This is a genomic window from Erwinia psychrophila, assembly GCF_039023475.1.
Taxonomy (GTDB): domain Bacteria; phylum Pseudomonadota; class Gammaproteobacteria; order Enterobacterales; family Enterobacteriaceae; genus Erwinia.
On sequence record NZ_JBCHVB010000001.1, the window covers coordinates 880,092 to 905,608 of the forward strand.

The 25,517-nt window shown below is 54.6% G+C and carries 22 protein-coding genes, 3 tRNA genes and 1 pseudogene; 6 read left to right on the top strand and 20 right to left on the bottom strand.

Annotation, left to right across the window (positions count from 1 at the left end; translation table 11 throughout):
- Positions 1–123 precede the first annotated feature (123 nt).
- Positions 124–1,044, top strand: a complete 921-nt coding sequence (locus AAH446_RS04065) for a Kdo(2)-lipid IV(A) acyltransferase (RefSeq protein WP_342905428.1) — start codon at positions 124–126, stop codon at positions 1,042–1,044.
- Between the two features lie 287 nt (positions 1,045–1,331).
- The gene (locus AAH446_RS04070) at positions 1,332–1,739 is read left to right on the top strand and encodes a MysB family protein (RefSeq protein WP_342905429.1); all 408 of its coding nucleotides are present in this window, start codon (positions 1,332–1,334) and stop codon (positions 1,737–1,739) included.
- Positions 1,740–1,771: 32 nt separating this feature from the next.
- Here AAH446_RS04070 and AAH446_RS04075 read toward each other — a convergent pair whose 3' ends face one another.
- From AAH446_RS04075 to AAH446_RS04085, 3 genes are all read right to left on the bottom strand, one after another.
- Positions 1,772–2,011 carry a YceK/YidQ family lipoprotein gene (locus tag AAH446_RS04075; protein ID WP_342905430.1) on the bottom strand — a complete coding sequence of 80 codons (240 nt, stop codon included), beginning with the start codon at positions 2,009–2,011 and terminating at the stop codon, positions 1,772–1,774.
- Positions 2,012–2,150: 139 nt separating this feature from the next.
- Entirely contained in the window at positions 2,151–4,715 is a 2,565-nt protein-coding gene (gene mdoH / locus AAH446_RS04080) for a glucans biosynthesis glucosyltransferase MdoH (protein ID WP_342905431.1), read from the bottom strand.
- On the bottom strand, positions 4,708–6,246 hold the full coding sequence (locus tag AAH446_RS04085) for a glucan biosynthesis protein G (RefSeq protein ID WP_342905809.1): 1,539 nt from the start codon (positions 6,244–6,246) through the stop codon (positions 4,708–4,710). Before AAH446_RS04085 ends, mdoH begins: the two co-directional genes overlap by 8 nt.
- 271 nt (positions 6,247–6,517) lie before the next feature.
- On the opposite strand from AAH446_RS04085, the gene mdoC reads away from it, so the two are divergent.
- Complete coding sequence (gene mdoC / locus AAH446_RS04090) at positions 6,518–7,678, top strand: glucans biosynthesis protein MdoC (protein ID WP_342905432.1); 1,161 nt, start codon at positions 6,518–6,520, stop codon at positions 7,676–7,678.
- Here mdoC and AAH446_RS04095 read toward each other — a convergent pair.
- Positions 7,655–9,127: a phospholipase D family protein gene (locus AAH446_RS04095; protein ID WP_342905433.1), complete on the bottom strand. Its 1,473-nt coding sequence runs from the start codon at positions 9,125–9,127 to the stop codon at positions 7,655–7,657. The two genes, mdoC and AAH446_RS04095, sit on opposite strands and share 24 nt — an antisense overlap.
- Positions 9,128–9,328: 201 nt before the next feature.
- Between AAH446_RS04095 and AAH446_RS04100 the strand changes: the two genes are divergently transcribed.
- Positions 9,329–10,501, top strand: a complete 1,173-nt coding sequence (locus AAH446_RS04100) for a glycoside hydrolase family 1 protein (protein WP_463322766.1) — start codon at positions 9,329–9,331, stop codon at positions 10,499–10,501.
- On the opposite strand, the gene AAH446_RS04105 is transcribed toward AAH446_RS04100, so the two are convergent.
- The 13 genes from AAH446_RS04105 to uvrY form a co-directional block, all read right to left on the bottom strand.
- Entirely contained in the window at positions 10,489–10,656 is a 168-nt protein-coding gene (locus AAH446_RS04105; RefSeq protein ID WP_342905434.1) for a hypothetical protein, read from the bottom strand. The genes AAH446_RS04100 and AAH446_RS04105 overlap by 13 nt on opposite strands.
- 25 nt (positions 10,657–10,681) lie before the next feature.
- A complete protein-coding gene (locus AAH446_RS04110; RefSeq protein WP_342905834.1) occupies positions 10,682–10,825 on the bottom strand; it encodes a hypothetical protein in 144 nt (47 codons plus the stop codon).
- 387 nt (positions 10,826–11,212) lie between these two features.
- Positions 11,213–13,465 carry a TonB-dependent receptor gene (locus tag AAH446_RS04115; RefSeq protein ID WP_342905435.1) on the bottom strand — a complete coding sequence of 751 codons (2,253 nt, stop codon included), beginning with the start codon at positions 13,463–13,465 and terminating at the stop codon, positions 11,213–11,215.
- A gap of 430 nt (positions 13,466–13,895) precedes the next feature.
- On the bottom strand, positions 13,896–15,275 hold the full coding sequence (locus tag AAH446_RS04120; protein ID WP_342905811.1) for an efflux transporter outer membrane subunit: 1,380 nt from the start codon (positions 15,273–15,275) through the stop codon (positions 13,896–13,898).
- Complete coding sequence (locus tag AAH446_RS04125) at positions 15,275–16,369, bottom strand: HlyD family secretion protein (RefSeq protein ID WP_342905436.1); 1,095 nt, start codon at positions 16,367–16,369, stop codon at positions 15,275–15,277. The genes AAH446_RS04120 and AAH446_RS04125 overlap by 1 nt, the downstream gene beginning before the upstream one ends.
- Entirely contained in the window at positions 16,369–18,009 is a 1,641-nt protein-coding gene (locus AAH446_RS04130; RefSeq protein WP_342905812.1) for an MFS transporter, read from the bottom strand. The genes AAH446_RS04125 and AAH446_RS04130 overlap by 1 nt, the downstream gene beginning before the upstream one ends.
- Positions 18,010–18,073: 64 nt before the next feature.
- Positions 18,074–18,301, bottom strand: a complete 228-nt coding sequence (locus AAH446_RS04135; protein WP_342905437.1) for a hypothetical protein — start codon at positions 18,299–18,301, stop codon at positions 18,074–18,076.
- 573 nt (positions 18,302–18,874) lie between these two features.
- Positions 18,875–18,960, bottom strand: a tRNA-Leu gene (locus AAH446_RS04140).
- 11 nt (positions 18,961–18,971) lie between these two features.
- Positions 18,972–19,045: transfer RNA gene (locus AAH446_RS04145), tRNA-Cys, on the bottom strand.
- A gap of 42 nt (positions 19,046–19,087) precedes the next feature.
- Positions 19,088–19,163 (bottom strand) — tRNA-Gly (locus AAH446_RS04150).
- Between the two features lie 141 nt (positions 19,164–19,304).
- Positions 19,305–19,853, bottom strand: a complete 549-nt coding sequence (gene pgsA / locus AAH446_RS04155) for a CDP-diacylglycerol--glycerol-3-phosphate 3-phosphatidyltransferase (RefSeq protein WP_342905438.1) — start codon at positions 19,851–19,853, stop codon at positions 19,305–19,307.
- Positions 19,854–19,924: 71 nt separating this feature from the next.
- A complete protein-coding gene (uvrC, locus tag AAH446_RS04160) occupies positions 19,925–21,757 on the bottom strand; it encodes an excinuclease ABC subunit UvrC (RefSeq protein ID WP_342905439.1) in 1,833 nt (610 codons plus the stop codon).
- The gene (gene uvrY / locus AAH446_RS04165) at positions 21,750–22,409 is read right to left on the bottom strand and encodes a UvrY/SirA/GacA family response regulator transcription factor (protein ID WP_342905440.1); all 660 of its coding nucleotides are present in this window, start codon (positions 22,407–22,409) and stop codon (positions 21,750–21,752) included. Before uvrY ends, uvrC begins: the two co-directional genes overlap by 8 nt.
- Positions 22,410–22,649: 240 nt before the next feature.
- Between uvrY and AAH446_RS04170 the strand changes: the two genes are divergently transcribed.
- Both AAH446_RS04170 and AAH446_RS04175 read left to right on the top strand, forming a co-directional pair.
- Positions 22,650–22,874: a DUF2594 family protein gene (locus tag AAH446_RS04170; RefSeq protein WP_342905441.1), complete on the top strand. Its 225-nt coding sequence runs from the start codon at positions 22,650–22,652 to the stop codon at positions 22,872–22,874.
- An 81-nt stretch (positions 22,875–22,955) separates the two neighbouring features.
- Positions 22,956–23,294 (top strand): GlpM family protein, encoded by a 339-nt coding sequence (locus tag AAH446_RS04175; RefSeq protein ID WP_342905442.1) that lies wholly within the window; start codon positions 22,956–22,958, stop codon positions 23,292–23,294.
- Here AAH446_RS04175 and AAH446_RS04180 read toward each other — a convergent pair.
- From AAH446_RS04180 to AAH446_RS04190, 3 genes and pseudogenes are all read right to left on the bottom strand, one after another.
- Positions 23,291–23,917 (bottom strand): autoinducer synthase, encoded by a 627-nt coding sequence (locus AAH446_RS04180; RefSeq protein ID WP_342905813.1) that lies wholly within the window; start codon positions 23,915–23,917, stop codon positions 23,291–23,293. The genes AAH446_RS04175 and AAH446_RS04180 overlap by 4 nt on opposite strands.
- Positions 23,918–24,046: 129 nt before the next feature.
- On the bottom strand, positions 24,047–24,310 hold the full coding sequence (locus AAH446_RS04185; protein WP_342905814.1) for a LuxR C-terminal-related transcriptional regulator: 264 nt from the start codon (positions 24,308–24,310) through the stop codon (positions 24,047–24,049).
- Positions 24,299–24,769 (bottom strand): annotated as a pseudogene (locus tag AAH446_RS04190) (autoinducer binding domain-containing protein); the annotation flags it as partial. The gene AAH446_RS04185 and the pseudogene AAH446_RS04190, both read right to left, overlap by 12 nt.
- Positions 24,770–25,517: the final 748 nt, after the last annotated feature.

Consider the following 25,517-nt stretch of genomic DNA (forward strand, 5'->3'; position numbering starts at 1 on the left):
GGCGGTTGACGCTGGCCGGAGGATCAGGAAATTTCTTTCCGGCGTCATAAAATGGCACAATAGGCCATAACTATTTCTTAACGGGCAGCATAATGGTGCCCCTTTTTTTCGATCTGGAAAGTCATGACTCAGCTGCCTCAATTTTCCCGTGCGTTGCTGCATCCCCGTTATTGGTTTACCTGGTTAGGTATAGGCTTGCTGTATCTGCTGGTGCTGTTGCCGTACCCTGTTCTCTATCGCCTTGGCTGCGGCCTGGGTCGTCTTTCAATGCGCATCATTCCCCGTCGGGTAAAAGTGGCGCGTCGTAATCTTGAACTCTGCTTTCCTGATATGCCGACCGCTGAACGTGAGGCGATGGTGGTGCGTAACTTTGAGTCCGTCGGTATGGGGTTGATTGAAACCGGCATGGCCTGGTTCTGGCCCGACTGGCGCATTATTAAATGGTTTCACGTCAGCGGCCTGGAAAACATCGAGAAGGCGCATCAGGAGGGTAAAGGTGTGTTGCTGATCGGCATGCACTTCCTCACTCTGGAGCTGGGGGCGCGCATCTTCGGTATTCATAATCCCGGAATTGGCGTTTATCGTCCGAATGACAATGCGCTGCTTGACTGGCTGCAAACCTGGGGCCGCATGCGCTCCAATAAAAGCATGCTCGATCGTAAGGATCTCAAGGGCATGATCCGCGCCCTGAAAAACGGCGATATCATCTGGTATGCCCCCGATCACGACTACGGTCCACGAAGCAGCGTATTTGTGCCCTTTTTCGGCGTGGAGAAGGCTGCCACCACCAAAGGCAGCTACCTGCTGATTCGCAGCGGTCAGCCTGCCGTCATCCCTTTTGTCCCACGCCGCCTGCCGCATGGAAAAGGCTATGAGATGGTGATCCTGCCGGAGGAGGCAGCCGTGCCGCTGGACGATGAGGCCGCTACGGCAGCGCGAATGAATAAAGTCGTGGAGCATGGCGTGCTGATGGCGCCCGAACAGTATATGTGGCTGCACCGCCGCTTCAAAACCCGCCCTGCGGGCGATCCCCCGCTCTATTAAAAATGATGCTGATGGCTGACCACCCTGGTCAGCCTGCCTCTCTGTCAGCAAATCTCTTGCTGCTTTTTTGCCTCTTTCCGTACGCCTTTCCATCCAGGGTTGAACCGTATAAAAATCAGGCAGCCTGTTTTTTTTATCGCCGGTGGTTCTCTTCCAACAGGGTAAATAGCCTAATAGCCTGATCCTCTTATAAAATTCTCATCAGTTTTTTTTTCACCCCGGCGCTTTTGCCCGGCGATTCTTCGACTATTCTTTCTAAAACTGAAATGACGTTATGGAGAAATCCCATGAGCATGTATGCAACGCTGGAAGAGGCTATCGAGGCCGCGCGTGAAGAGTTTCTGGCAGCCAACCCGGAGATGGAACAGGATGAAGCTTCGGTCAGCCAGTTCAATCTGCAAAAGTACGTGATGCAGGATGGCGACATTATGTGGCAGGCGGAATTCTTTGTGAACGAAGGGGATGAGGGCGAATGCCTGTCATTACGCAGTGGCGAGGCCGCTCAGGCCATCTTTGACGGCGATTTCGATGAGGTCGAACTGCGCCAGGAATGGCTGCCGGAGAATACGCTGCATGAGTGGGATGAAGGTGAATTTCAGCTTGAGCCGCCGGCCGACACGGAAGAAGGTGCGGCAGCGGCTGAAGAGTGGGAAGACGATAACCCGGAATCGGACCGCGCTGACCGCTGGAGCTGATCCCGCCTGTCCGGTGCCTCCTTCAGGAGGCACTACTCATAGGGACCGTGATGGGCATCAATGGGAAGCAGCAGCGTATCCACGACCAGCGAGAGCGGCAGGTCGATAATTGTCACAATACGCCATGGCGTATCCCGCACATCCCACTGTACGCCCGGATAAAACTGATTGCCGTGCCCCTGTCCGGGCATTGTCCGGCTGATGATGCTGCCACAGCCGCTCAGCATCAGCATGCAGGCACCCGCTAGCAGCACTCGCCTGGCCTTTTTCATTTCCAGTACCTTTACCGGTTATCTTTGTCCAATTGTAGCCTAACCACTTTGAGTCCGTCTGCTTGCACTGCATGTCAGTAAAGCCGGCGCTAAGCGGCGCAAGGCATAAAAAAGGCCGGGAACATGCCCGGCCTCTGTTTTAGCGCATCTCAGACTTCATTGCGTCCGGATTCAGCTTCAGCGACTTGTAGTGCTCGAACCAGTCGTGATACTTGTCCGCATGCTGCCAGAGGCGATAATGCATCCTCGACAAGGTCACAGGATCGCTGAGCAACGTCAGGCGCCGATCGCGGTCCAGGCTGGCCGGAGATTCGCTCAGCGCCTGCTCAACGCGGCGATCGCGGGCAAACTCCAGAATGTCACTTTTCAGGTGACGGGAGGTGGCCATCGCGCTGGCAAGGGCATTGAACGACGGATGGAACATCGCATGCATAAAGCCATCTTCCAGCGCACGCCCGCGGTTAAGTACCACGTAGCGATCGGTATCGAGCAGCTCCTGCGGCGGGTCAGTCTCTTCCGGGATCAGGAACAGTCTGGCGCGCTTCGATGCTGTGCCCATCGTTGAACGGCTGGAGTACACCGAGACAAACGGCGACAGGATCAGCGAGAAGACGATCGGCGCCAGCCACCACAGAAAGTTCAGATCCAGCCAGCCCATGCCCGCCGCCCAGACGATGCCGAGCGCCATCTGGGAACCGTGACGTTTAAACGCTTCGCTCCAGGGCGTGGCGTCATCATCACGCTGCGGCGAGTTCCAGACCACTTCCCACCCCAGGAAGGCGCTGACCACAAATACGGTGTGAAACAGCATGCGCACCGGCGCCAGCAGGACTGAAAACAGCACTTCCAGAAACAGAGAAACGGTTACGCGCAATACGCCGCCATAAGGCTTCGCTCCCTTGAACCAGATCAGAATGATACTGAGCAGCTTTGGCAGGAACAGCAGGACCATCGTGGTGGAAAACAGCGCTATCGCCAGCTCAGGACGCCACTGCGGCCAGACCGGGAAGAGCTGCCTCGGCTGCAGAAAGTACTGCGGCTCCATCAGCGTATGCACCACCTGAAGCGCCGTTGAGAGGGCCAGGAACATAAACCACAGCGGCGCAGACAGGTAGGACATCACCCCGGTCAGGAACACCGCACGGTGAACAGGATGCATCCCCTTCACCAGGAACAGACGGAAGTTCATCAGGTTACCGTGACACCAGCGGCGGTCTCGCTTCAGCTCGTCCAGCAGGTTTGGCGGCAGCTCCTCATAGGAGCCCGGCAGATCGTAAGCGATCCAGACGCCCCAGCCTGCACGACGCATCAGCGCTGCTTCCACAAAGTCATGAGACAGTATGGAACCCGCGAATGAGCCTTCACCCGGCAGCGGCGCCAGCGCGCAGTGCTCAATAAACGGCTTCACGCGGATAATGGCGTTATGCCCCCAGTAGTGGGATTCACCCAACTGCCAGAAGTGCAGACCTGCCGTAAACAGCGGGCCGTAAACGCGGGTCGCAAACTGCTGACAGCGCGCATAAAGCGTGTCCATGCCGGAGGCTTTTGGCGAAGACTGAATGATACCGGCGTTCGGGTTAGCTTCCATCATGCGCACCAGGCCAGTCAGGCATTCGCCGCTCATCACGCTGTCCGCATCCAGTACGACCATGTAGCTGTACTGGCTGCCCCAGCGGCGGCAGAAGTCATCAATGTTGCCGCTTTTACGCTTCACGCGGCGGCGGCGGCGGCGATAGAAAATGCGCCCTTCTCCGCCGACGTCGCGAACCAGCTCCATCCACGCTTTCTGCTCGGCCATCGCAATGTCCGGGTTATAGCTGTCGCTGAGGATATAGACGTCAAAGTGTTGCTGTTCACCCGTTCTGACCACGGACTCCCAGGTTGCCCGCAGGCCAGCAAAAACGCGTTCCACATCTTCATTACAGATCGGCATAATCAGCGCGGTCCGGTGCGCCGGATTGATCGGGTCCTGGTCGTTGCTGTTATAAGAGATACTGTACTTATCTTTGCCCATCAGCAGCTGCAAAAAGCCCATCAGCGCCGTCCAGAAGCCCGCCGAAACCCAGCAGAACAGCACGGCGAACAGGAACAGGATGCCTGTTTGCAGTATGTAAGGCAGGATCTGCAGCAGGGACTGCTGCCAGTTCTGGTTGATCATATCCATAGGATCGATCAGCGCCCAGCCCTGATAAGGCAGGATCGTTTTCATGTACCAGGTGGCGATCACCGTCTGTGCAATGGTCAGAATAAGCAAAATATAGCGGCGAATGGAGCCGACATGGCGCCATTTATCCTCTGCCTTTTGCTCTTCCGCCGTGGCATAACGGTGTGTCGATTTGCGACCGCGCAGGGAGTCCCATGCGCGCGCAACCGGGTTAGTCCGCCAGGCTTCAGGGTACATTGATGAGCGCGTGTGCGGCGGCATCGCTTTGAGCGTGGTACGGTCCAGCGCATCTTTGTCGAGCTGCTCTCCCTCCCCGCCCAGCGAATCGGGCCAGCTCATTTCAAGGCGGGCTTTGACCGACTCCAGCGGTGCATCATCGGGGCGGCTCTCCACCGGACCACCGTCGGCCAGCGTATGGTGCAGCTGGCTGAAAGCGTCATCCGCTTCAGCAGGCAACGCCGCGCGCAGCGCCTCCTTTCGCTCAGGCGGAAGGGGGAGTGCTTCAAGGTATTCTGTCGTTATCGCAGTAGACTTATTCATTGGCAGGCAACTGATAGCTCCAGGTTTCCGTCAGCGTTTTGTCACCGTTAACCAGTGCCGCACGCATTTCTGTCGGCTGTTTGTTGTCCTTGACGCGCAGACGCATCACCAGACGCCAGCCCTGAGTGACCGGATTATAACGCACGCTGTTTTCCACCAGCTCGCCATTCTTGCCAATGCTCACCTGTGACGTTACCGGCGTATCCTGAGGCAGCTTGCCCATTTCCTTTCCGGTAAAATCGACGGTAAAGGCGACGGTGCCGTCCGGCTGGCGCACCAGGTTAGACTGCTTCACATCGCCGGCGGAGCGCAGCGTATCCTTCACGTAGGCCACATCCGGAGAGTGAAGCTGGTTCTCATCGCGGGTAAAATGCAGACGGTATTTGAAGTTCATCTCTTTGCCTGGCTCAGGCAGATGTTCCGGCGTCCAGAAAGCGACGATATTATCGTTGGTTTCATCCGCCGTAGGAATTTCAACCAGCTCGACGCGTCCTTTGCCCCAGTCACCCTGCGGTTCAACCCATCCGCTTGGGCGCAGATCGTAACGATCGTCCAGATCCTGATACTGGCTGAAATCACGACCGCGCTGCAGCAGACCAAAGCCGCGTGGATTTTCAACGGTAAAGGTACTGACCGCCAGATGCTTCGGATTGTTCAGCGGACGCCAGATCCATTCGCCGTTACCGGCATGGATCGACAGCCCGTTAGAGTCGTGCAGCTCCGGCCGGAAGTTAACCTGCGAGGAAGGCTGATTCTGCCCAAACAGGAACATGCTGGTCAGCGGCGCCACGCCCAGCTTGCCCACGCTATCACGCAGATAAACCTTTGACTGCACGTCAACCGTAGTCTCTTTGCCTGGTGCGATCACAAAACGATAGGCGCCGGTCGCCCGTGGAGAGTCGAGGAGCGCATAGATCACCAGATGTTTGTCCGCCGGTTTCGGGCGTTCAATCCAGAACGCTTTGAAGCGCGGGAACTCTTCTCCCGAAGGCAGAGCCGTATCAATAGCCAGCCCGCGTGCTGAAAGACCATAGACCTGTCCTGCGCCAATCACCCGAAAGTAGCTGGCGCCGAGGAAGCTGGCGATTTCATCATCTTTTTTATGCTTGCTGTTCAGCGGATAAAGCACTTTAAACCCGGCAAAACCGAGGTTTTTAACCGTTTCCGGATCGTGCTTTACGTTGCCGAAATTAAAATAGTCCGGCGAATATTTAATCTGCCGGACCGTTGTCGCGGTGACTTCATTAATCTGCACCGGCGTGTCGAAGTACATGCCCTGATGATAAAACTCAAGCTTGAATGGGGTCTTCAGCTTACTCCAGTAGGCTTTATCACTATTGAACTGAATCTGTTGATAATCTGCATATTTCATTTCGCGCAGCTGGGACGGTAAATTGCTTTTTGGTGCTTCAAAGCCTTTACTGGCCAAATCTTTCGCCTGTTTTGCCACATCGTCAATGGTGAAAGCCCAGCTCGAGCTGGCATACATTGACAGCAAAACTGTTGCACCTAATAAATGCAATTTCATCAGTTTTGGCTTATTGTTCATTTTAATCAGCACATCCCCCCCTTTCGTGCGCTTACATCAATCCGGTCTATCTTAATGGATTATTTCGCTTTCTGACAGCTTGTGCCGCAATTTAGTTCCGCTTTTCAGAAGGCATTACCTTCCTGTTCTACCACGATTAATCAATGCAGATTCGCCCGATTGGCGTTGCGTCCATTATCCATTAAAGTAAGCGCCGGGCATGAGCATGGCTCAGGGTGAGCCATCGAATTAAGTATTTGATTAATAGGGTATTATGAGTAAAAGCACACCGCAAAGAGAATATTTCCTGGACTCCATCAGAGCCTGGCTGATGCTGTTAGGCGTGCCATTTCACGTCTCTCTCATTTATTCTGCACAGAGCTGGTCGGTGAATAGTCTGGTTTCGTCTGAATGGCTGACCCTGTTTAATGAATTTATCCATGCTTTCCGTATGCAGGTCTTCTTCGTCATTTCCGGTTATTTCTCCTATATGCTTTATTTACGTTACCGCCCCCAGCAGTGGCTTAAGCTGCGCCTGGAGCGTGTCGGTATCCCGATGCTCGCCGCCGTTCCGCTGCTTACCCTGCCGCAATTTTTTATGCTGAAAGAGTGGACGACAAAAATAGGTGACTGGAATGCTTACAACTTATTGCAAAAAATTAATATTCTTTCCTGGCATTTGATCTCCCACCTCTGGTTTTTACTGGTGCTGGTAGTACTGACCATCGCGGGTGTGGGACTCTTTAAGTGGCTGCGCGACAGCAAACGGGCAAAAGCAGACTATTCCGGCCTCAACTGGAGCAAACTCAGCCTTGCCATTCTGCTTTGCAGCCTGGCCTGGGGCGCCGTCCGCCGGCTGATTTTTATTTTTGCGCCTGACCTTCTGAGCCTTGCCCTGTTCAATTTCGTGGTAATGCAGTCGCTCTTCTACCTGCCGTTCTTTATTCTCGGCGCAATGTCATGGAAATATCCGGCCATCAAAGCCCTGTTCGTTAAACCTTCGCCCGGGGTATTCGTGGCAGCCGCCCTCGCCTTTCTCGCCTATGTTGCCAATCAGGCCTGGAGCAAAGGAGAAGGCTGGCTGTATGAGATCGACGCGGTGGCTTCTATGATGATGGGGCTGTGGATGGTCAATGTGGTCTTCTCATTCGGCTATCGCATGCTGAATTCGCATTCGCCCCGGGTGGTTTATCTGGTTAACGCCTCCCTCTTTATTTACCTGGTGCACCATCCGCTAACGCTGCTGTACGGCATTTTTTTCGCCCCGCTAATCAGCAGCAACACCCTGGGCTTCTTTGTCGGTCTGGCGTTTGTCTTCGGCATTGCGTTTGCGCTTTATGAGATCCATTTACGGGTTCCGGTACTGCGTTTCCTCTTCTCTGGCAAGCCGCAGCGCGTACCTGCCAGGCCACTAGAGCAGCCACTCGATAGGTAAACGCCAGACCAGGCGCACCAGCAGTCGCTGCATAAACCGGGTACGGGGCTCATGCTTATGTACCCGCTCTTTCTCACCCTCGCCGGGATATTCCACCCAGTTAACCCGCCCCCACTTATCGAGCCGCAGCGTCCAGGCGTGATCGTACATGCGGTCGACAAAGCGCTGGTGGATAGTGGTGGCCAGCGATTCGCTCTCAATGACAAAGCCCATTTCCGTATTCAGCATCGCGGAACGGGGATCGAAATTAAATGAGCCGATAAAGACTTTTTTATTATCCACGCTGAAGGTTTTGGCATGCAGGCTGGAGCCCGAGTTGCCGGTAAGTCCGCGATCGTGCGGCGCCTCACGCGCGTCGTTATGCGGCTTCAGCTCATAAAGTGATATGCCGTGCCGCAGCAATTTTTTTCGCCACTTTGCATAGCCGGCGTGCACCACCGAGACATCATTGGCCGCCAGAGAATTGGTCAGAATGGCGATCTTCACCCCTTTTCTGACCAGCGACAGCAGCTGCGCCACGCCAGCCCTGGTCGGCACAAAATAGGCGGAAATGATATCAAACTGCGTTTCTGGCCTGCCGATCACTTCCAGCATCCGCTGCGGAAGCAGCGTGCTTGTTTTGGCCCGGCCCAGTCCCTTACGGGGATCGTCGCTGAGCAAACGCGTTTTTGCCCAGGTAAGCGGAAGATCGCCATTTTCCAGCTGCGTGCTAAAGGAAGCCGCCTCAATACGCGCCAGATAGCGCTTCACCTGGGGATCGCTGCGCCAGGCTGCGGGAAGCGCTACGGCTTCTCGGTCCGCCTCCTCTGACTTTTCCACCACGGCACCGAAAGATTTCACCGCCCGGCTGTGCCAGTAGCGATCAAAATCTTGCGTCACCTCTTCCACCACCGGCCCGATAGCAAGGACGTCCAGATCGGAAAAAAGCGGCTCTTCCCCCGCGCCGAAATACTCATCACCCACGTTTCGACCGCCAACAATGGTGACCTGCTTATCCACCGTAAAACTTTTATTGTGCATACGTCGGTTAAGGCGGGCAAAATCGCTCAGGTAGCCCAGCGCCCGCAAAGTACGAAAGGAGAAAGGGTTAAACAGCCGCACTTCAATATTCGGATGACTGTTTAGCCGGGCCAGCGTTTCATCCAGCCCCATAGTGTTATTGTCATCCAGTAGCAGACGCACCTTGACGCCGCGCCCGGCCGCGTCGAACAGCGCGCTGAACAGCAGCCGCCCCGACATATCGTTCTGCCAGATGTAGTACTGAATATCCAGGGTCTTTTCCGCCATTGACGTCAGCAGATAACGGGCCGCAAAGGCATCAAGCCCATCCACCAGCGAATGAATACCGCTAAGCTCAGGGTGCTGCTTAACCAGAGGTGCGATCGCCTGCGTGAGCCGCGTCCATCCGCTCTGACTCTCCTCGTTATCGGGTATAAAAGCTTCGGCCATGCGTGCTCCTTCATTTATCACCGCACCTGCGGCGTTGTTTTCTCCAGTAAGCGCTTACCTGTCAGACCGCATCCTGATGGGAACTTACCGGCCCGGCGGATACATTATGCCGCGCGCCCGTTACTATAGCCTTTAATAATGGCATTTGGTCTAGACTTAGCGCATAGCTCTGCCCCAGGTCAATGCGATAAGGAATACCTGATGATGACTGAACTGCATGAAACCTCTTCTGCCCGCCACAGCCCGCAGCTGTTTAAGAGTTTTTTTCAGGGCAGCTTTGCCTGCTCCACCGCCTGTCGTGGCGAAGGAAAACGTGTGGATCTGACGGTCAGCAGCGGGCACGATACGCTGCTGGATAAGGATTATGCCCGTCTGGCGGCCGAAGGGCTACTGACGGCCCGTGACGGCGCACGCTGGTATCTTATCGAAGAGAAGCCCGGCGAATACGACTGGTCAACGTTTATGCCGATGCTGCACGCGGCGGAGAATCAGGGAATTGAGATGATCTGGGAGCTGTCGCATTTTGGCTGGCCCGCGCATCTGGATATCTGGCAGCCCCGCTTCGTTGACAGCTTTGCCGCTTTTGCCCGCGCGATGGCCTGCCTGATGCGCGATGAAGGCTATACGGCCCCGTTTTTCACGCCGATGAACCAGATTTCCTTCTGGTCGTGGGCTGGTGCGGACGTAGCAATGTTTAACCCTGGCGTTACTGGCCGGGGGGGCGAGCTGAAGCAGCAGCTGGTCAGGGCTTCGGTTGCGGCGATGCGCGCTATCCGCGAAGAGTTGCCCGGCGCACGTTTTGTTCTGACCGATCCGCTGGTACATATCGCATCGCCTGATGCCTCCCCTGTAGCCAGAGAGGAGGCCCGCCTGCAACATGAGGCCCAGTACGGGGTGTGGGATATGCTGAGCGGCCGTCTTCAGCCCGAACTCGGCGGCGACCCCGCGCTGCTGGACATTATCGGACTCAACTATTACCCGGATAATCAGTGGCTTACTAATGGTGAAACGCTATTACCGCATCATCCCGATTATCGCCCCCTTTCCAGCCTGCTGGAAGAGGTATGGCAACGCTATCAGCGCCCCCTCCTGATTGCTGAAACGGGTGCGGAAGGGGAAGCCCGGGCTCCCTGGCTTAACAGCGTTGTGGAGCAGGTAAACCTTGCGATGGATCGGGGAGTAGAGATCGAAGGGCTTTCGATCTACCCGGCGGTTGACTACCCTTCCTGGGCTGATGACAGGCGCGCGCCTGGCGGGTTATTCGGCCTGCCTGATGCCAACGGCAGCCGGACGGTCTGTGAACCTTACGTACTGGCTATTCGCAGTCATCAGATCAAAATCAGAAATGCAGGAGGAGGCGATCAGGTGGCATGAGGTTTTTTGCTGAAGCAGGACTGAGGATCAACCGGGTTTTCAGCATCGCTACGCACGTCTGAGAACCAGATAAGGGTAAAGAGTACCACTATGGTAATCAGACCAGCAGTAAGCAGCCCAATCAGCGCCAGCAGCTTATCTTCCCTTGCATCCATGTTACCCGTTCTCCTTCTTACACTATCAACTCATTAACAGCGTGATACTCAGGACAAAGATTATAAGAGTAAAAGAGGTGACGGCAAGTACCACTATGGCGAACTGGGCGTCGTCAAGCGGAAAGCGAGTCTCTCTCTCTTCGTCATACTGCGGAGTTTCTTTCATCATAGGCCATCATGTGCCGGCAAGTAATTCGCCGTTCAGGCCAGGGCCTGAAGGTCACATCGTCCCGGCGAGACGTGTGAAGGAGCGCTGAAATGCAGCCAGCATAGCGAAGAAAGTTATGCTTTGTCTGCCCTCTGGTTTGCTCCCTGCGAGGCACAGTCAGACGCCACGGACTTTACCACAAGCGCCGGGAGAATACCCTTTCTTCCCGCGCAGCAAAAGCAGCGGTTGTCGCCCTGTTTAACAAAAAAACAGCGTCCCTTTGTTTTAATAACGCGATGGACAGAGGCGATAAGCCGCTCCGCATCGGGTGACGCAGAGCGGCCTTTCATCCATGTCGTTTTCGGTAGTGACGCTTCAGATTAACCTCTTTTCTCCAGCGCTCGTGGATCAGAAATCATAGGATAAAGAGAGTTTGAGCTTACGGGGATCGCCCTGGTAAATATAAGTGCCGTTACTTTCCACGCCAGACCAGTATTTCTCATTGGTGATATTTTCCACCGCCAGACGCCAGGTCAGATCGTTCTGCTCTACCCTCATGCGATAGCGTACGCCAAGATCCATGGTGGTATAACTGTCCAGTTTTTTTGTATTTCCGGCGTCAGCATACTGTGAACCGGAATGGGTTAACCGCGCCAGCGCCGTCAGCCCCTCAACCGGTTTAATGTCATATTCGGCGCTCAGTACGGTATAAAAGTTCGCCACGCCAACGGCGTTTTTGCCATCGTTGCTGCCATCCTGGGTTTTACTCATCTTCGGATCGAGCCAGGTGGCGCTGCCGTTCAGGCGGACGCCGTAGACGGGTTCGCCAAAGACGTTCAGCTCAACGCCGCGGTTACGCTGTTCGCCATACATGCCGAACACCGTGGTTTGTGGATCGACCATGCCAATGGGCTTTTTGATATCAAATAGTGCCAGCGTTCCACCGACGCGACCGGAATCAAATTTCACCCCTATTTCATTCTGCTTAGAGAGCGCAATTCCGGATACCTGACCAACGTTTACCGCATCTTTAGGGGCTGTTTCACCCGGCTGCAGCGCTTCAATATGGTTGGCATAGAGCGAGACGGACTCCCAGGGCTTGATCACCAGGCCATAGCCCGGCGTCCAGCGGGATTCGGTGAAGCGGGCTTTCGTATCCTCAGCCACCGTACCGTACGCATAGTTGCGTACAACCACTTTCTGATGGCGCGCGCCAACCGTCAGCAGCACTTTATCGTCCAGAAAGCCCAGCGTGTCGCTCAGCAGTATCCCCTGGCTCCGGATGCGGCTGGTCGGACGGGGATCGTCAATATCGCCGCCAAAGAAGGTATTTACTGGCGGCGTGATTGCTGCCGGATTATAGATATTGGTCGCTTTGGCACCGTCCGCGAGCGCCATGCCATAGGCGGTCTTTTCACGTTTAGTCTGCGCCGCGTAGCCCAGGTTTACGCTGTGGCTGACCACGCCGATGTCGAACTTGCCGCGCACGCCCCCCATGCCGCTAAAGGCATCGACGATTTTATTCGTATACATATGCCCCAGGGTAGCGGAACCATCCTCAGCGGTCAGTTTTGGCGTGGCGTAAACCCCTGTTTCATGCGAATGCTGGCCGCCCAGGGCGCCGTAGGCCGTCCAGTTTTCGGCTAAATCATACTCCGCGCGCGCCATGCCGAACTCGCTCTCCAGATCGCTGTAGACCCAGTTCTGACTGTAGTTGCTGGTGGCACGGGGCACCTCAGGAATGAAGTCAACGCCGCTGATATTCACGCCCAGACGACCACCGTGAAAGGTTTGCTTCTGATAGCCGAAATCGAGTGAGGTACGCAGTTTTTCGCCACGATAATCGAGGCCCAGTGAGGCCAGCGTCGTGCGGCGCTTTTCATTGTCCACCGCGGAATCGCCCTCACGGTGCAGCAGGTTAACGCGGGCGCCCCACTCGTTATTATCACCGAAGCGCCGTCCGGCATCGAGCGTGGTACCAATCTGAGAGGAGGACGTGTAATCCACGCCAACACGAGTTAACGGCGCATCTTCCGCATGCTTAGGCTCCAGGTTGATCATGCCACCTACGCCGGAAGAAGCCGAGCCGTTGACCAGAGCGTTTGCCCCCTTAAACACCTCAACGCGTTCAATCATCTGGGTAGAGACAACCTGACGCGGTAAGACGCCCGACAGACCACCCAATGTCATATCGTCGCCGTCCAGATCGAAGCCGCGGATGCGATAGGTTTCAGCGAAGTTGCCGTAGCCCTGAACGTTCTGCACGGAGGCATCGTTTGCCATCACTTCTTTCAGAGTGATCGCCTGCTGATCCTGAATCATTTTCGTGGTGTAGCCAATGACGTTGAATGGCACGTTACGCGCATCCTGCTCACCTAACATGCCCACCCGGCCGCCGTTGGCAACCTGACCATCCAGCCAGGCTGGCACCAGCTGGTCACCTCCGGAATTAAATTGATCATCAACGTCCGCTTCAACGATAAGGGTTGATTCTTCTTTTGGGTTTGTAGTGCTGGGGTTGCCTGCCGTAGAGGCGGTATGAGTCTCACCGGCAGAAGGGGTCGCTGCTGAGGCCAGCAAAGGCAGCGTCGTTGCAGACCCGATCATGACCGCCAGCAATCTGAGCCGGAAGCCGCTATTCGTCATTAAAGAGTGCGCCATTACAATTCCCTGATTTATTTTACAAATGATAATGCTTTTTATTTTGATTGTGATTATCAGTATAGAACTGTAAATAGCAAGCATAAATTAAGACCGCGCACGCTTGTCAGGGTCCGGCAAAGCAGCAAAAATTCGTTTGTTAACAGGTATAGGGAATGGCAGGAATTAGCTTAGTAATTAAAAATAACAGTAAAAAAAACAGCTCATTAGGCAGAGTGTCTGTTTTGTCTGAACTGACGCGCATTAACTTTAGTGCTAAGCAGATTGCCGGTTATCGCGCAAATCCGTCTCTCATCGCGTTATTAGCCGAGAGGAACGGAAAGGTTCAGGCAGCCATACTGGTGGGCTGCCCGGAGAGGCTGAAGGCGACAGAAGCGCTCAGGGAATTGTTATTGCCGCAAAGGCAGCCGACAGAGTGTGAGAGGCGCCCTTATTCTGGCCGCCAGCCGCCCCCCAGCGCCCGGTAAAGATCGATTTGCGCCAGTAGAAGATTGTTTTTAACCTGAACCACGTTCAGCTGCGTATTGAAAAGCAGACGTTGCGCGTCCAGTTCATCCAGATAGGAAGCGTAGCCGTTACGGTAGCGGTTACGCGCTATACGGAGTGCTTCGCTGACCACCTCTTCCTGTTTTTGCAGCTCTGTCAGCTGCTGCTGATAGCGGTTAATCGCATCCAGATCGTCATTCACTTCGCTAAACGCATTGCGGACAACTTTCTCATAGCCATACAGCGCCTGGTTGCGGGAAGCCATCGCGATATCAACCTGCGCCGTCAGCGCTTCACGGTTAAGCAGAGGCGCCAGCACGCTGCCGCCGAGGCTCCAGAGACGAAACGGATTGTCCACCAGCTGATGCAGGACCCCACTTTGCAGCGTGCCGCTGGCGGTGAGGTTAATCGAGGGCAGCAGCCGCGCGCGCGAGGCGGCAAGAGAAGCGTCTGACGCCAGCAGCAGGTTTTCGGCCTGGACAATGTCCGGACGACGCTGAAGCAATTCAGAAGGCAGAACCGAAGGGAGTTTCTGCGGCGCAACGCGATCGAACTGGCTCTGCCGCGCAATCTGGCGCGGGTTCATTCCCACCAGAATGCTGAGCGCATTTTCCTGACGGGCGATTTGGTGTTGCAGTACCGGAAGCTGAGCTTTGGCGGTCTGATACTCTGATTCCGACTGTAGCCACTCAAGCTTCGAGGTATAGCCTGTTTCAAATTGCCGGCGCGCCAGCTTCAGCGAGTCAGCGCGCGAGGCGAGCGTGGCCAGGGTGACGCGAAGCTGCTCGTCAAGGGAAATCAGGGTCATATACCCTGAGGCCACCGAACTGGCCACGGTGAGTTCCGCCGCGGAAGCCGCAGCCCGCTGGGCAGCCAGAGACGCATCCGCCGCATCGATGCTGCTGCGCCTGGCTCCCCAGAGATCCACGTCATAATTAGCCTGGAGCAGGCCCTGAAACACAGCACCTTCGTTTGGCTGACCGGTGACAGCTGAGAGCGAGCGGGCGCGGGTGGCCGCAACGCCGGCATCAAGCGTCGGGAAATTATCCCCTGTCGCGGCGCGCAGCTCGGCACGGTACTGATCGACTCGCGATCGTGCCGTCAGTATGTCCAGATTATTCCGCAGTGCCTGATCGACCAGCCGGTTAAGGTTGGCATCGCCAAAACTCCGCCACCAGTCAGCTTCTACCGGCGCAGATGGCCCCACCTGCTGACGCCACGCGTCAGGAATCGGCAGCGAGCGGGGCGCTTTTTCCACTTCAGTTGCACACCCGCTGAGGATGGCAGCCAGCGCTCCGGCCATCAGTGTTACCGGCCAGCGCATCACTTCTCCTCCTGCGCTTCAGACGCGGCTGCAGTATCGATACTGACCTCTACGGACATCCCGGGACGCAGGCGCGACGTGTTTTGGCTGGTGATATTAATGCGCACCGGAATACGCTGTGCAATTTTAACAAAGTTCCCCGTTGCGTTGTCCGGCGAGATGGCGCTGAATTCTGAACCGGCCGCCGGAGAGATATATTCCACTTTGCCTTCAAAGCGCTCGTCATTCAGCGCATCCACGCTAAAGGTAACCGGCAGTCCTGGCCGGATATGTGCCATCTGGGTCTCTTTCATATTGGCAATGATCCACAGCTGCTCAGGCACAATTGAAGTCAGTCGCGCGCCTGCCGTGACGTAAGCCCCCTGCCGTACGGCGATCTGGCCAAGCTGCCCATCTGCGGGAGCATGGATTTTAGTGTTATCAAGGTCGATTTGCGCCAGCTCAAGGGCGGCTTCGGCGCTGGCTACATCCGCCTGGAGCGCGGCAGTATTCACAATAACGCTTTGCAGATCCTGGCGGGAAACGTCGAGAGTGGCGATGGCCTGCTGAACGTCAGCCATCGTCTGGCTGTGGCTGGCTCTGGCCGCATCGCGCTCGCGCACCGACAGCGAGCCGTCCGAGACAAGATTTTCGACGCGTTTAAGATCCAGGCCGCTCTTCATCGCCTGCGCTTTCGCATTGGCAAGGATCGCTTTATTGCGCTCTATCACCGCCTCTGCGCTGCGGCGTTGCTGCACATTATTCGCCAGCGCCGCTTTTTTCATCGCCACCTGCGCCTGTGCCTGATGAACCCGCTGCAGGTAGATCCGGTCATCAATGGTCATCATTACCTCGCCTTTTTTAACCGGCTGGTAGTCAAGGACCTTAACGGCGGTAACGTAACCGTTAACCTGTGGACTGATAAAGGTTACCTGACCACGCACATAGGCGTTTTCGGTCGTCTGCACCTGGCTGGTAAAGGGAGGAAGCTGCCACGCATAAAGGATAACCAGTACGCCGACGACAGCGAGTCCTGCACCAAAAGCAATGGATAAAATTCGCAGCTTGTTATTCCGCTCGCGTTCGTTAAGTTGGCTCTGTTCCTGCTGGCTCATTATTTCCCCGTGCCGATCGTCGTGGTGGTATGTTGCATCGCTCGCTGTTCTGCCTCCGCATCACGCTTCGCCTGCTGCCAGTTAAGGTAGCGCAGGCGTGACAGGCGCCACAGCACCCAGATAAGCGTGACAAAGGCCATGCCGGCCGTCAGCAGATAGGTATCATTCCAGGCCAGCACGTTTGCCTGTAGCGTGGCAGCGGCCTGAAGCTGTGCGGTGCCCTGAGCGCCGCGGAGCGTGGCGTCACCTGCCAGAAGGCTGCTGAACAGGTTGCTGTACTGCGCCAGCCGCTCGGTAACGTTTGGGTCGAGCAGAGAGAGCTGGTCGCCGATCACGCTGGCATGAAATTTTTCACGCAGGGTCTGGAATGTGCCCAATAGCGCCGATCCGGCCAGCCCTCCCAGATTCTGGCTCATCCCAAAAAGTACCACCAGGCTGACCAGATTTTTGGGCTGAGAAACGACGCTGCCGATATTGAGCAACATGGCGGGCGCAATAAAAAAGGTGCTGCTGAAGCCAAGTAAAAACTGGCTGAAGTACATGTTGTTTGCACGGGTCAGCGGGCTGGACTGAGAATCCATCAGCGAGGCCACCATGATCAGCAGCAGCGAGACCACGATTGGCCAGCTGAGATGCTTAACATTGATCGTCAGGGCGCTGACGATGATACCTGAAGCCACGCCCGCGAGAATAGCCAGTGCCAGTGACTGCATCTGATCGTTGAGCAGTCCCACCTGCTGGAGATAACCTATCGCGCCGGTGTTCTGTTCTGCCAGGGTGACGCGCAGCATGATCATGACAATGCCAAAACGGAATATCGCTCCCGTCCCCAGCCAGCGGGTGTTAATCAGCGGGTTACTGCGGTTATGCTCCAGCACGACCGCCGCGATGACCAGCACCAGCCCCAGCGCCAGCGCGACGCCCAGCCACGGCGTGCTGACCCACCATTCGACACGCCCAAGCGAGAGCACCGCGCAGAACAGCGCCATACCCGGCGCCATCAGGAGGAAAGTGATAAAGTCCTTCTTTTCAAAAACCTTCATACGATCGCCGGGCGGCAGTTTGAGCACCAGTACACCGCCAAGGCAGATCATGGCCAGCCCAAGCTCAAAGAGATAGAGACCGCGCCACTCATCAAGCTGAAGCAGCCCGGTCGAGAAGAGACGCGCCAGCGGTATCGCCAGCTGAGAGGCGCCAAGCCCAATGGTGAGCGCCTTCAGCCGGTGCTTTGCCGGCCATGCCTGCACCTGATAATAGATCCCCAGTGAGCTGAGGGCTGCCCCCACCATGCCGTGAGCGGCCCGCACTATGATTGCCGAGCTGAGATCGTTGACCAGCAAATGGAAAAAAGAGACCAGGACGTAAAGTACCAGGAAAGCTTCAGTAAACGCACGCAGGCCATACTGCTGGCGGAATTTTACCAGCAGCAGGTTGATGGAGATATTGCCCATCACGTAAACCGCTGGCAGCCAGGCGATTTCGTTACTGTAGGCCCCAAAGACGCCCTGCAGATTGGTAATGTTGGCCGTTACCAGCGCATTACTCAGCGCGCCCGTGATGGATATCAGCAGGCCAATGATGCCAAAGGCGATACGCTTATGGCCGGGATGCTGCGGCGTGGAGGGCGAGCCGGGAAGCATCGGCTTTTCACCGGGCGCCCATTCACGCGGGGCGAAAGGGTCGGGACGGGATGTACGCACGCTCTTAAGCCCAGGCAAGGAGACGTTGAGTCGGCGCCATCCTGTTGTGGCGGCGATCGGCAATCAGTTTTTCAGGCGAAATGTGCGCTTCGGTTCCCGGACGTAAATACAACTTCTCTCCCTGTGCCGTCATCATGACGGCGTTCGGTTGCAGACTGAAACCGCTTGTTCGTCCCTGGCGTTCTTTCGTCCGGCACCCGCCATCGGGGGTGACGCTAAGCAGGCGATTCAAATAGATCTCCATGGCCCTTAACAGTAGGAACCTTATAATCAAGTAGTTTACTAATTAATGCGATGGATTATAAACAGGGATAATAGACGATGGGAAGCAGACGTGACATGAAATATTACTCAGAATGCAGCCGTTATTCTGCTTCTGTCGCTACCCGGCCACTGTTTTTTGCCTGTCCGCTGACGGACCAGATGAGATTAGAGTGGAGAGGAACTATGGAAATGGTTCAGTCAGTGTAAAAATCGTGTTGATGATGGCAGTATTTACCACTTTTTCAACGGCTATTTCCCGTCATGTTTTCTGCAGTTAACAGATGCGCCTGTTTATCGCTTCTCAGCTCTGGTTAGCCATAATAAAGTCGCGTGAAGGAAGCCCGGCACAAAGAGAAAACAGGCTGGATGAGCAAAACAGAGACGAATAGAGCCGAAATTGAAAAATGGCTTTAGCTGTTGGCGGAAAATGAATGGTGAAAGGATGGTGGTAAACTGCCAGACACAAAAAAACCGCCCTTGGGCGGTTCGACGACATTGCACAATGTGCTTTTTTTTATTCGTTTTAATCGGTAGATAAATATGGTGCCCGGGGCGGGACTTGAACCCGCACAGCCATAAGCCGAGGGATTTTAAATCCCTTGTGTCTACCGATTTCACCACCCGGGCAGGGTGTAAAGTGGAGGCGCGTCCCGGAGTCGAACCGAGGTTCACGGATTTGCAATCCGCTGCATGGCCACTCTGCCAACGCGCCTTAATACTGCTTCGTTACCAGGCGTGCCTGATAACCAAAATCTGGAGCGGGAAACGAGACTCGAACTCGCGACCCCGACCTTGGCAAGGTCGTGCTCTACCAACTGAGCTATTCCCGCCTTCAGCAGAACCTGCTGATTTACTTTATCTTCTGGCAGACTCGCTGCCTTTCGATGCGTTGCATTCTACTGACCTGAAGCAATGAGTCAATAAAATTATCCTCATCATCTGCTCGTTTGCTGCTTTTTGAATCGCATCGATCACCGTTCGAACAGATCGTCCCGTGACGCGCTGAGATACTGGTACATCGACCAGAAAGTCAGCACCGCCGCCACGTACAACGCCACTACGCCAATCGCGATAACCGTACTGTCATACCGCCACAGCAGTGCAAAAAGCGCCAGCATCTGCGCCGTCGTTTTCACTTTGCCGATCCAGGAGACGGCAACGCTGCTCCGCTTGCCAATTTCGGCCATCCATTCCCGCAGCGCAGAGATGATAATTTCACGGGCTATCATGGTCGCCGCCGGTAAGGTTATCCACCAGGAGTGAAAATATTCCGCGACCAGAACCAGCGCCATCGCGACCATCACCTTATCGGCCACCGGATCGAGAAAGGCGCCGAAGCGGGTGGTCTGCTTCCAGCGCCGTGCCAGATAGCCATCAAACCAGTCAGTGACCGCAGCGACGATAAAAATCAGTGCACAGGCCAGAGGCGCCCAGTGAAATGGCAGATAAAACGCCAGTACAAAGAACGGGATCAGAAAGACACGAAACAGGGTAAGCAACGTCGGAATATTAAAATGCATAGATACGCTAACTGTCTGGCCTGAGTGGAATTTGTCCCTATGTTCCTACATTGCCCCAAGTGTTGCAATGCTTAGTGTTTCAGCGCAGAAAAGATTTTTTCTGCCAGCGCATGGGAAATGCCGGGCACCTTCGCAATCTCATCCACAGAAGCGTTCATTAAGGGCTGAAGGCCTCCCATATACTTGAGCAACTGCTGGCGCCGTTTCGGTCCTATGCCCTCTATGCTCTCCAGCGCGCTGGTATTTTTTACCTTTGCCCGCTTATTGCGGTGTCCGGTAATGGCATGATTGTGAGAGTCATCACGGATATGCTGGATAACATGCAGCGCAGGGGAATCCGGCGGCAGCGAAAAGCCCTCCCCTTCCGGTTCGAAAAACAGCGTTTCCAGACCCGCTTTACGATCGGTGCCCTTCGCTATCCCCAGCAGAATCGGACGGAACTTATCCCAGGAGACATCCAGTTCGGCAAAAACTTTTTTCGCCTGGCCCAGCTGCCCTTTACCACCGTCAATCAGGATCAGATCCGGTATCTTACTCTCTTCCAGCGCCTTGCCGTAACGCCGGCGCAGCACCTGATTCATGGCGGCATAGTCATCGCCGGGGGTAATCCCGGTAATATTGTAACGCCGGTATTCCGAGCGAAGTGGACCGTTGCTGTCAAACACTACACAGGACGCGACCGTCTGTTCGCCCATTGTGTGGCTGATATCGAAACACTCCATGCGGCGGATTTCCGGCAGCTTGAGCAGCTCTGCCAGCGCCCGAAGACGCTGATGGATCGTGGACTGCTGTGACAGGCGGCTGACCAGAGCCGTACTGGCGTTGGTGCGCGCCAGCTTAAGATAACGGGCGCGGTCGCCCCTGGGCTTATTCTGGATCGTCACCTTTCGTCCGGCCAGCGCGGTCAGCGAATCGGCCAGCAGATCTTTTTCAGGCAGGGTGAAATCCAGCAGAATGTCCGAAGGAAGCGTACGGGCCTGGCTTCCCTGCAGATAAAACTGCCCGACAAATGTCTGCACGACTTCGGCCAGTTCAGTGCCACCCGGCACTTTCGGAAAATAGCTGCGGCTACCCAGGACTTTTCCCTGACGGATAAACAGGACGTGCAGACAGGCCATCCCGGCGTCAAAGGCCACGCCAATGACATCAATATCGTCGCCGTTATTAGAGACAAACTGCCGTTCCGTCACGCGGCGCACGGCCTGGATCTGATCGCGTAACCGCCCCGCTTCTTCAAACTTCAGCTCGCGGCTGGCCGCTTCCATCCGGGCGACGAGCTGATTGAGTACCTGATCGTCCTTACCGGAGAGAAACAGCCGGACCCAGGCAACCTGCTGGGCATACTCCTCTTCCGACACCAGTCCCGCCACGCAGGGCCCCAGGCAGCGTCCAATCTGATACTGCAGGCAGGGTCGGGAGCGGTTGCGGTAGACGCTGTTTTCACACTGACGTACCGGGAAGATTTTTTGCAGCAGCGAAAGCGTTTCCCGTACCGCGTAACCATTAGGAAAGGGGCCGAAGTATTCGCCTTTGGCCTGTTTAGCCCCGCGGTGGCTCGCCAGACGCGGATGCTCGTCGCCGCTAAGAAAAATATAAGGATAAGATTTATCATCGCGCAGCAGCACGTTATAACGCGGCTGATAGAGCTTAATGTAGTTATGTTCGAGCAGCAGCGCTTCGGTTTCGGTATGGGTTACCGTCACGTCGATCTGTCGGATACTCTCTACCAGCGCTTCCGTTTTACGGCTGGCGAGATTGCCGCGAAAGTAGCTCGACAGGCGTTTTTTTAGATCCTTAGCTTTACCGACGTAGATTACCGTACCGCCAGCATCGTACATGCGATAGACGCCTGGCTGGCTGGTGACGGACTTCAGAAAGGATTTGGCATCGAAAACATCATTCACTGCTGATTATTGACTCCGGATTAAACAAGCCATGCCGGATGGCCAGATGCGTCAGCTCCACGTCGCCGCTGATATTGAGTTTGCTAAACATGCGGTAACGATAGCTGTTCACAGTTTTCGGGCTGAGGTTCAGCTGTTCGGAAATTTCAGACACTTTCTGACCCCGTGTAATCATCAGCATAATCTGTAATTCCCGTTCCGACAAACTCTCAAACGGGGAGGCCGTTTTCTGCGGTTCAATCTGGCTGAGCGCCATCTGTTGGGCAATATCGGAGGCGATATAACGTTGACCGGCGTTAACCGATCGGATCGCATTAACCACTTCCTGCGGGGCGGCTCCTTTACTGAGATAACCTGCGGCTCCCGCCTGCATAACCCTGGCGGGCAGCGGATTTTCGGTGTGAATGGTCAGCATGATAATTTTGATATCAGGCGTGTAGCGTACAATTTTCCGCGTCGCTTCCAGACCGCCGATGCCTGGCATATTCATATCCATCAGCACGACATCCACGCTGTTTGAACGGCACCACTTAACCGCATCTTCACCGCAGCTTGCCTCCCCCACCACCTGAAAACCTTTTATATCTTCCAGAATGCGGCGAATCCCTGCGCGGACAAGTTCATGGTCATCAACAAGAAGAACGCTTATCAAACAGGTCTCTCCAAATGGGTATTACCAGGGTCATTCAGGATATATTCCTGGGCTGGGATCTTACCTCTTTTCCCACGGCGAATGAACAGAAAAAATGGACAGTTTCCGCTGGAATCTATTATTTTCAGCGTCGTATGAGTCGCTTTTTGGTGAAGCTTGTATGATATACTTGTCATTAGTTTAGCTATTTTTGTGGCCGTACGCGGATAAGCGACGTTGAACAAGTTAACAGGAGTCATCATGAGCGATACTGATTTTTCAACCAGTGAAGAGACAAAAACTCTGGCCGAAGAGATGGCCTGTATGAAGGCGCTGGTGACGTTTATGCTGAAAGGTATGGGTCAGGCTGACGCAGGTAAAGTAATCATCAATATGGAAAAGTACATTGCCCAGTTGACCGATGAACGTCAAGCCGAAGTCTTCAGCGGAACCATCAGCCAGATTAAACAGGCGTATCGTCAGTAAGCCCGTTTTATTCTTCAGCGCCCATTGATTTTCCGCCTGTCCTGGAACAAGGTAACTGTTTTTCTCAGGCATAAGGGAACAATGGGCTTATTATTCAAAGCAGTGCTGGGCGCGCTGGTCGTGGTCCTGATAGGGATTCTTTCGAAAACCCGCAATTATTACATTGCAGGCTTGCTGCCTCTTTTCCCGACCTTCGCCCTCATTGCCCACTATATTGTCGCCAGCGAGCGCGGCATTGACGCGCTCCGGACCACCATTATTTTTGGTATGTGGGCAATTATCCCCTACTTTATTTATCTGCTCTCACTCTGGTATTTTGTCGGCGTGATGCGTCTTTCCTGGGCGCTGGCCAGCGGCGTGGCCTGCTGGTGCCTCGCCGCCTGGCTGCTGATCGCGCTCTGGGCGAAATGGCACGGCTAGCGGCCCCGGCTGTTCCAGCTTACGGATACGCCCAGCGTGGGGAGAACCTCTTCAGGGCTGAAGCGCCTTGCGCCGCGGAACTTATCCGCCAGATGGGGCTGACTGACCGGGATCCTGACGGCGAACAGGTTATCTTCAGACTGGATAACCCCGGCAGATAGCGGCTCGTAAAGCACCTGATTATGTTCAAACATCTGCTCAAGCATGGGCGTGGCCGCGCTGTACAGATAGTCGATGCCCGACTGTTCGGCCAGCTGGACGCTGTGCCAGAGAATCGTTAACGGCAGTTCAGGATCGATATCAAGCTTGGCGGAAAAGCGCGACATTTCCCAGATCGGGTGAGAAGGATTATCACCTTGCTTCCGTGGCTGCTGCTCGGGGCCGGGTTCAGGATCCTGCCACTGCATCAGCCGTGCGCAACCGCAAATGCCGTGCTGAGCGGTCCACGCGATCAGCCAGTTGACGTCGGAGCGATCAAACCGATCATACTCCTGGCCGGGGGTGCTGAGTCTGGAAGGAATAGACCAGCCCTCGCCACGCGCGAAAACGCTGTAGCGATAGCTCCCCAATTCTGCCAGTAGAGAGGATGGCATATCCTTAAGCTTGGTCTGGATTATCTTCATCATTGAACCCCTGTCGCATTCCCTCGTGAACGCCGCTCCTCACGGCCCGATCGGGGTTGTCCACCCTGGGCGCAGGGTAGACAACCGGTTACCAATACGAAACTACTAAATTTAGTAGTTGCGCCTTGCTCAGAGCAGTCCTATTGCGGCGGCATAAGCGGCAAGCTGCGTTCTGTTTGGGGCATTAAATCGTTTTTGCATATTCTTTTGGTGGAAATTGACCGTATTTTCAGAAATAGAGAGGATCAGCGCGGTTTCAGCAGAGGTTTTTCCTTCAGCCGTCCACTGCAGGATTTCCAGCTCACGCGGGCTGAGTTCCATATCTACCACGGTCATAGAGATGTCCTTTACGCGCTGCAAGGCTTCCAGCATCAGCACCACCAGATGCTGCATTTTCAGCTGAGTTTCCTGCTTCAACGCTATCTTTTCAAAAGATTTACCCGACGCCATAGAAAGTATGCCGATGGCCCGGTTTTTCGCCATGCTTGAGCATGAAAATCCTGAGCAGATACCGTACTCCTTCGCAGCATCAAACACTCTACTCCCTTCCCGGGCAATTTCATCATTCTACAGCAGCTGTTTGCCCGGCGTCTGACAATAAACAATCACCGGGTCTATCCTCTCAAACCGCTCTTTATGATAGGTTTTTAACCACTTTTTAGGATAATTGCTTTTAATAAACATCTTTGGTCGGGTAAAAGGCACGGGATGACGGATATACAAAGAGTAGAAATCGAACCCCAGCTTTACCGTTTGCTGCTCTACCACCTCCATCACCTGCGAGGGTTCAGTCAGATAGCGCAACTCGGCCTCCATTTCATTCCGCCAGTAGAAATAGTTGTCAGATGCCATTTATGCCTCGCCGGGCCAGGGCGCATGCCCCGCTCTGGTTATTATTGTTTCATTTATTTGGGGCATAACTAAAAACGGGATGCTACCAGTTTTCCGTTATCCCAAATTAAAGGTCGATTACCTTAATTTAATCCGACCAGAAGGGTTCAGAAAACAGATAAAAAGGCGAGCGACAAGATACATATACATTAGCAAGAGAACACTGTAACAGGCCGGACAACAGGTGACTGAATGACATGCCCCTTAACGACTTGCGGAGTAGAATAGGATTTTTCCTGAAAACATTCAATAAATTTGACTGCAAAAATAGCGATAAACTTCGCTGATATTTTTCACTGAATTTAATCCAACTCGCCTGCTAAATGTGTAACCTCTCACCAAAAAACTTAATATCCCATTGATTATGTTAACATAAATCACAGAGGCGCTGCTTATTTGCCTTTCACTAAAAAGATAAACAGGCGTAAATCAATATTGCAGGCAAGGCTTTTCCTCCGTTCGCAGGGCGGAAATTTGTTCTCTGGCGAGTTTTATTGTCATTATTTTGTCCGGAAAATTTGTTATACCACAAATCTGGGTCACCCCCAGTTTCCGCTCAAAAAATGCGCGCTGAAAATGATAATATTAATTTAAGTACTCACTTTAAATGCATAATCATGGAGGGCAAAACTGCGGCTGGAGAGCGGGCTTTCAGACTAACTGGATTAAGGAGAATCGATAAGTTGCTGATGCAATGACAACTCTTCAT

What these genes read in the sequence shown, in the direction of transcription:
- AAH446_RS04130 (WP_342905812.1), bottom strand. Translation starts at nt 18,009, where the DNA reads ATGCTTCCCGGCTCGCCCTCCACGCCGCAGCATCCCGGCCATAAGCGT.
- AAH446_RS04110 (WP_342905834.1), bottom strand. Translation starts at nt 10,825, where the DNA reads ATGATGAAAGAAACTCCGCAGTATGACGAAGAGAGAGAGACTCGCTTT.
- AAH446_RS04125 (WP_342905436.1), bottom strand. Translation starts at nt 16,369, where the DNA reads ATGAGCCAGCAGGAACAGAGCCAACTTAACGAACGCGAGCGGAATAAC.
- AAH446_RS04100 (WP_463322766.1), top strand. Translation starts at nt 9,329, where the DNA reads ATGATGACTGAACTGCATGAAACCTCTTCTGCCCGCCACAGCCCGCAG.
- AAH446_RS04105 (WP_342905434.1), bottom strand. Translation starts at nt 10,656, where the DNA reads ATGGATGCAAGGGAAGATAAGCTGCTGGCGCTGATTGGGCTGCTTACT.
- mdoC (WP_342905432.1), top strand. Translation starts at nt 6,518, where the DNA reads ATGAGTAAAAGCACACCGCAAAGAGAATATTTCCTGGACTCCATCAGA.
- AAH446_RS04180 (WP_342905813.1), bottom strand. Translation starts at nt 23,917, where the DNA reads ATGAAGATAATCCAGACCAAGCTTAAGGATATGCCATCCTCTCTACTG.
- AAH446_RS04095 (WP_342905433.1), bottom strand. Translation starts at nt 9,127, where the DNA reads ATGGCCGAAGCTTTTATACCCGATAACGAGGAGAGTCAGAGCGGATGG.
- AAH446_RS04170 (WP_342905441.1), top strand. Translation starts at nt 22,650, where the DNA reads ATGAGCGATACTGATTTTTCAACCAGTGAAGAGACAAAAACTCTGGCC.
- AAH446_RS04185 (WP_342905814.1), bottom strand. Translation starts at nt 24,310, where the DNA reads ATGCAGCATCTGGTGGTGCTGATGCTGGAAGCCTTGCAGCGCGTAAAG.
- pgsA (WP_342905438.1), bottom strand. Translation starts at nt 19,853, where the DNA reads ATGCATTTTAATATTCCGACGTTGCTTACCCTGTTTCGTGTCTTTCTG.
- AAH446_RS04070 (WP_342905429.1), top strand. Translation starts at nt 1,332, where the DNA reads ATGAGCATGTATGCAACGCTGGAAGAGGCTATCGAGGCCGCGCGTGAA.
- AAH446_RS04175 (WP_342905442.1), top strand. Translation starts at nt 22,956, where the DNA reads ATGGGCTTATTATTCAAAGCAGTGCTGGGCGCGCTGGTCGTGGTCCTG.
- AAH446_RS04115 (WP_342905435.1), bottom strand. Translation starts at nt 13,465, where the DNA reads ATGGCGCACTCTTTAATGACGAATAGCGGCTTCCGGCTCAGATTGCTG.
- mdoH (WP_342905431.1), bottom strand. Translation starts at nt 4,715, where the DNA reads ATGAATAAGTCTACTGCGATAACGACAGAATACCTTGAAGCACTCCCC.
- AAH446_RS04120 (WP_342905811.1), bottom strand. Translation starts at nt 15,275, where the DNA reads ATGCGCTGGCCGGTAACACTGATGGCCGGAGCGCTGGCTGCCATCCTC.
- AAH446_RS04075 (WP_342905430.1), bottom strand. Translation starts at nt 2,011, where the DNA reads ATGAAAAAGGCCAGGCGAGTGCTGCTAGCGGGTGCCTGCATGCTGATG.
- AAH446_RS04065 (WP_342905428.1), top strand. Translation starts at nt 124, where the DNA reads ATGACTCAGCTGCCTCAATTTTCCCGTGCGTTGCTGCATCCCCGTTAT.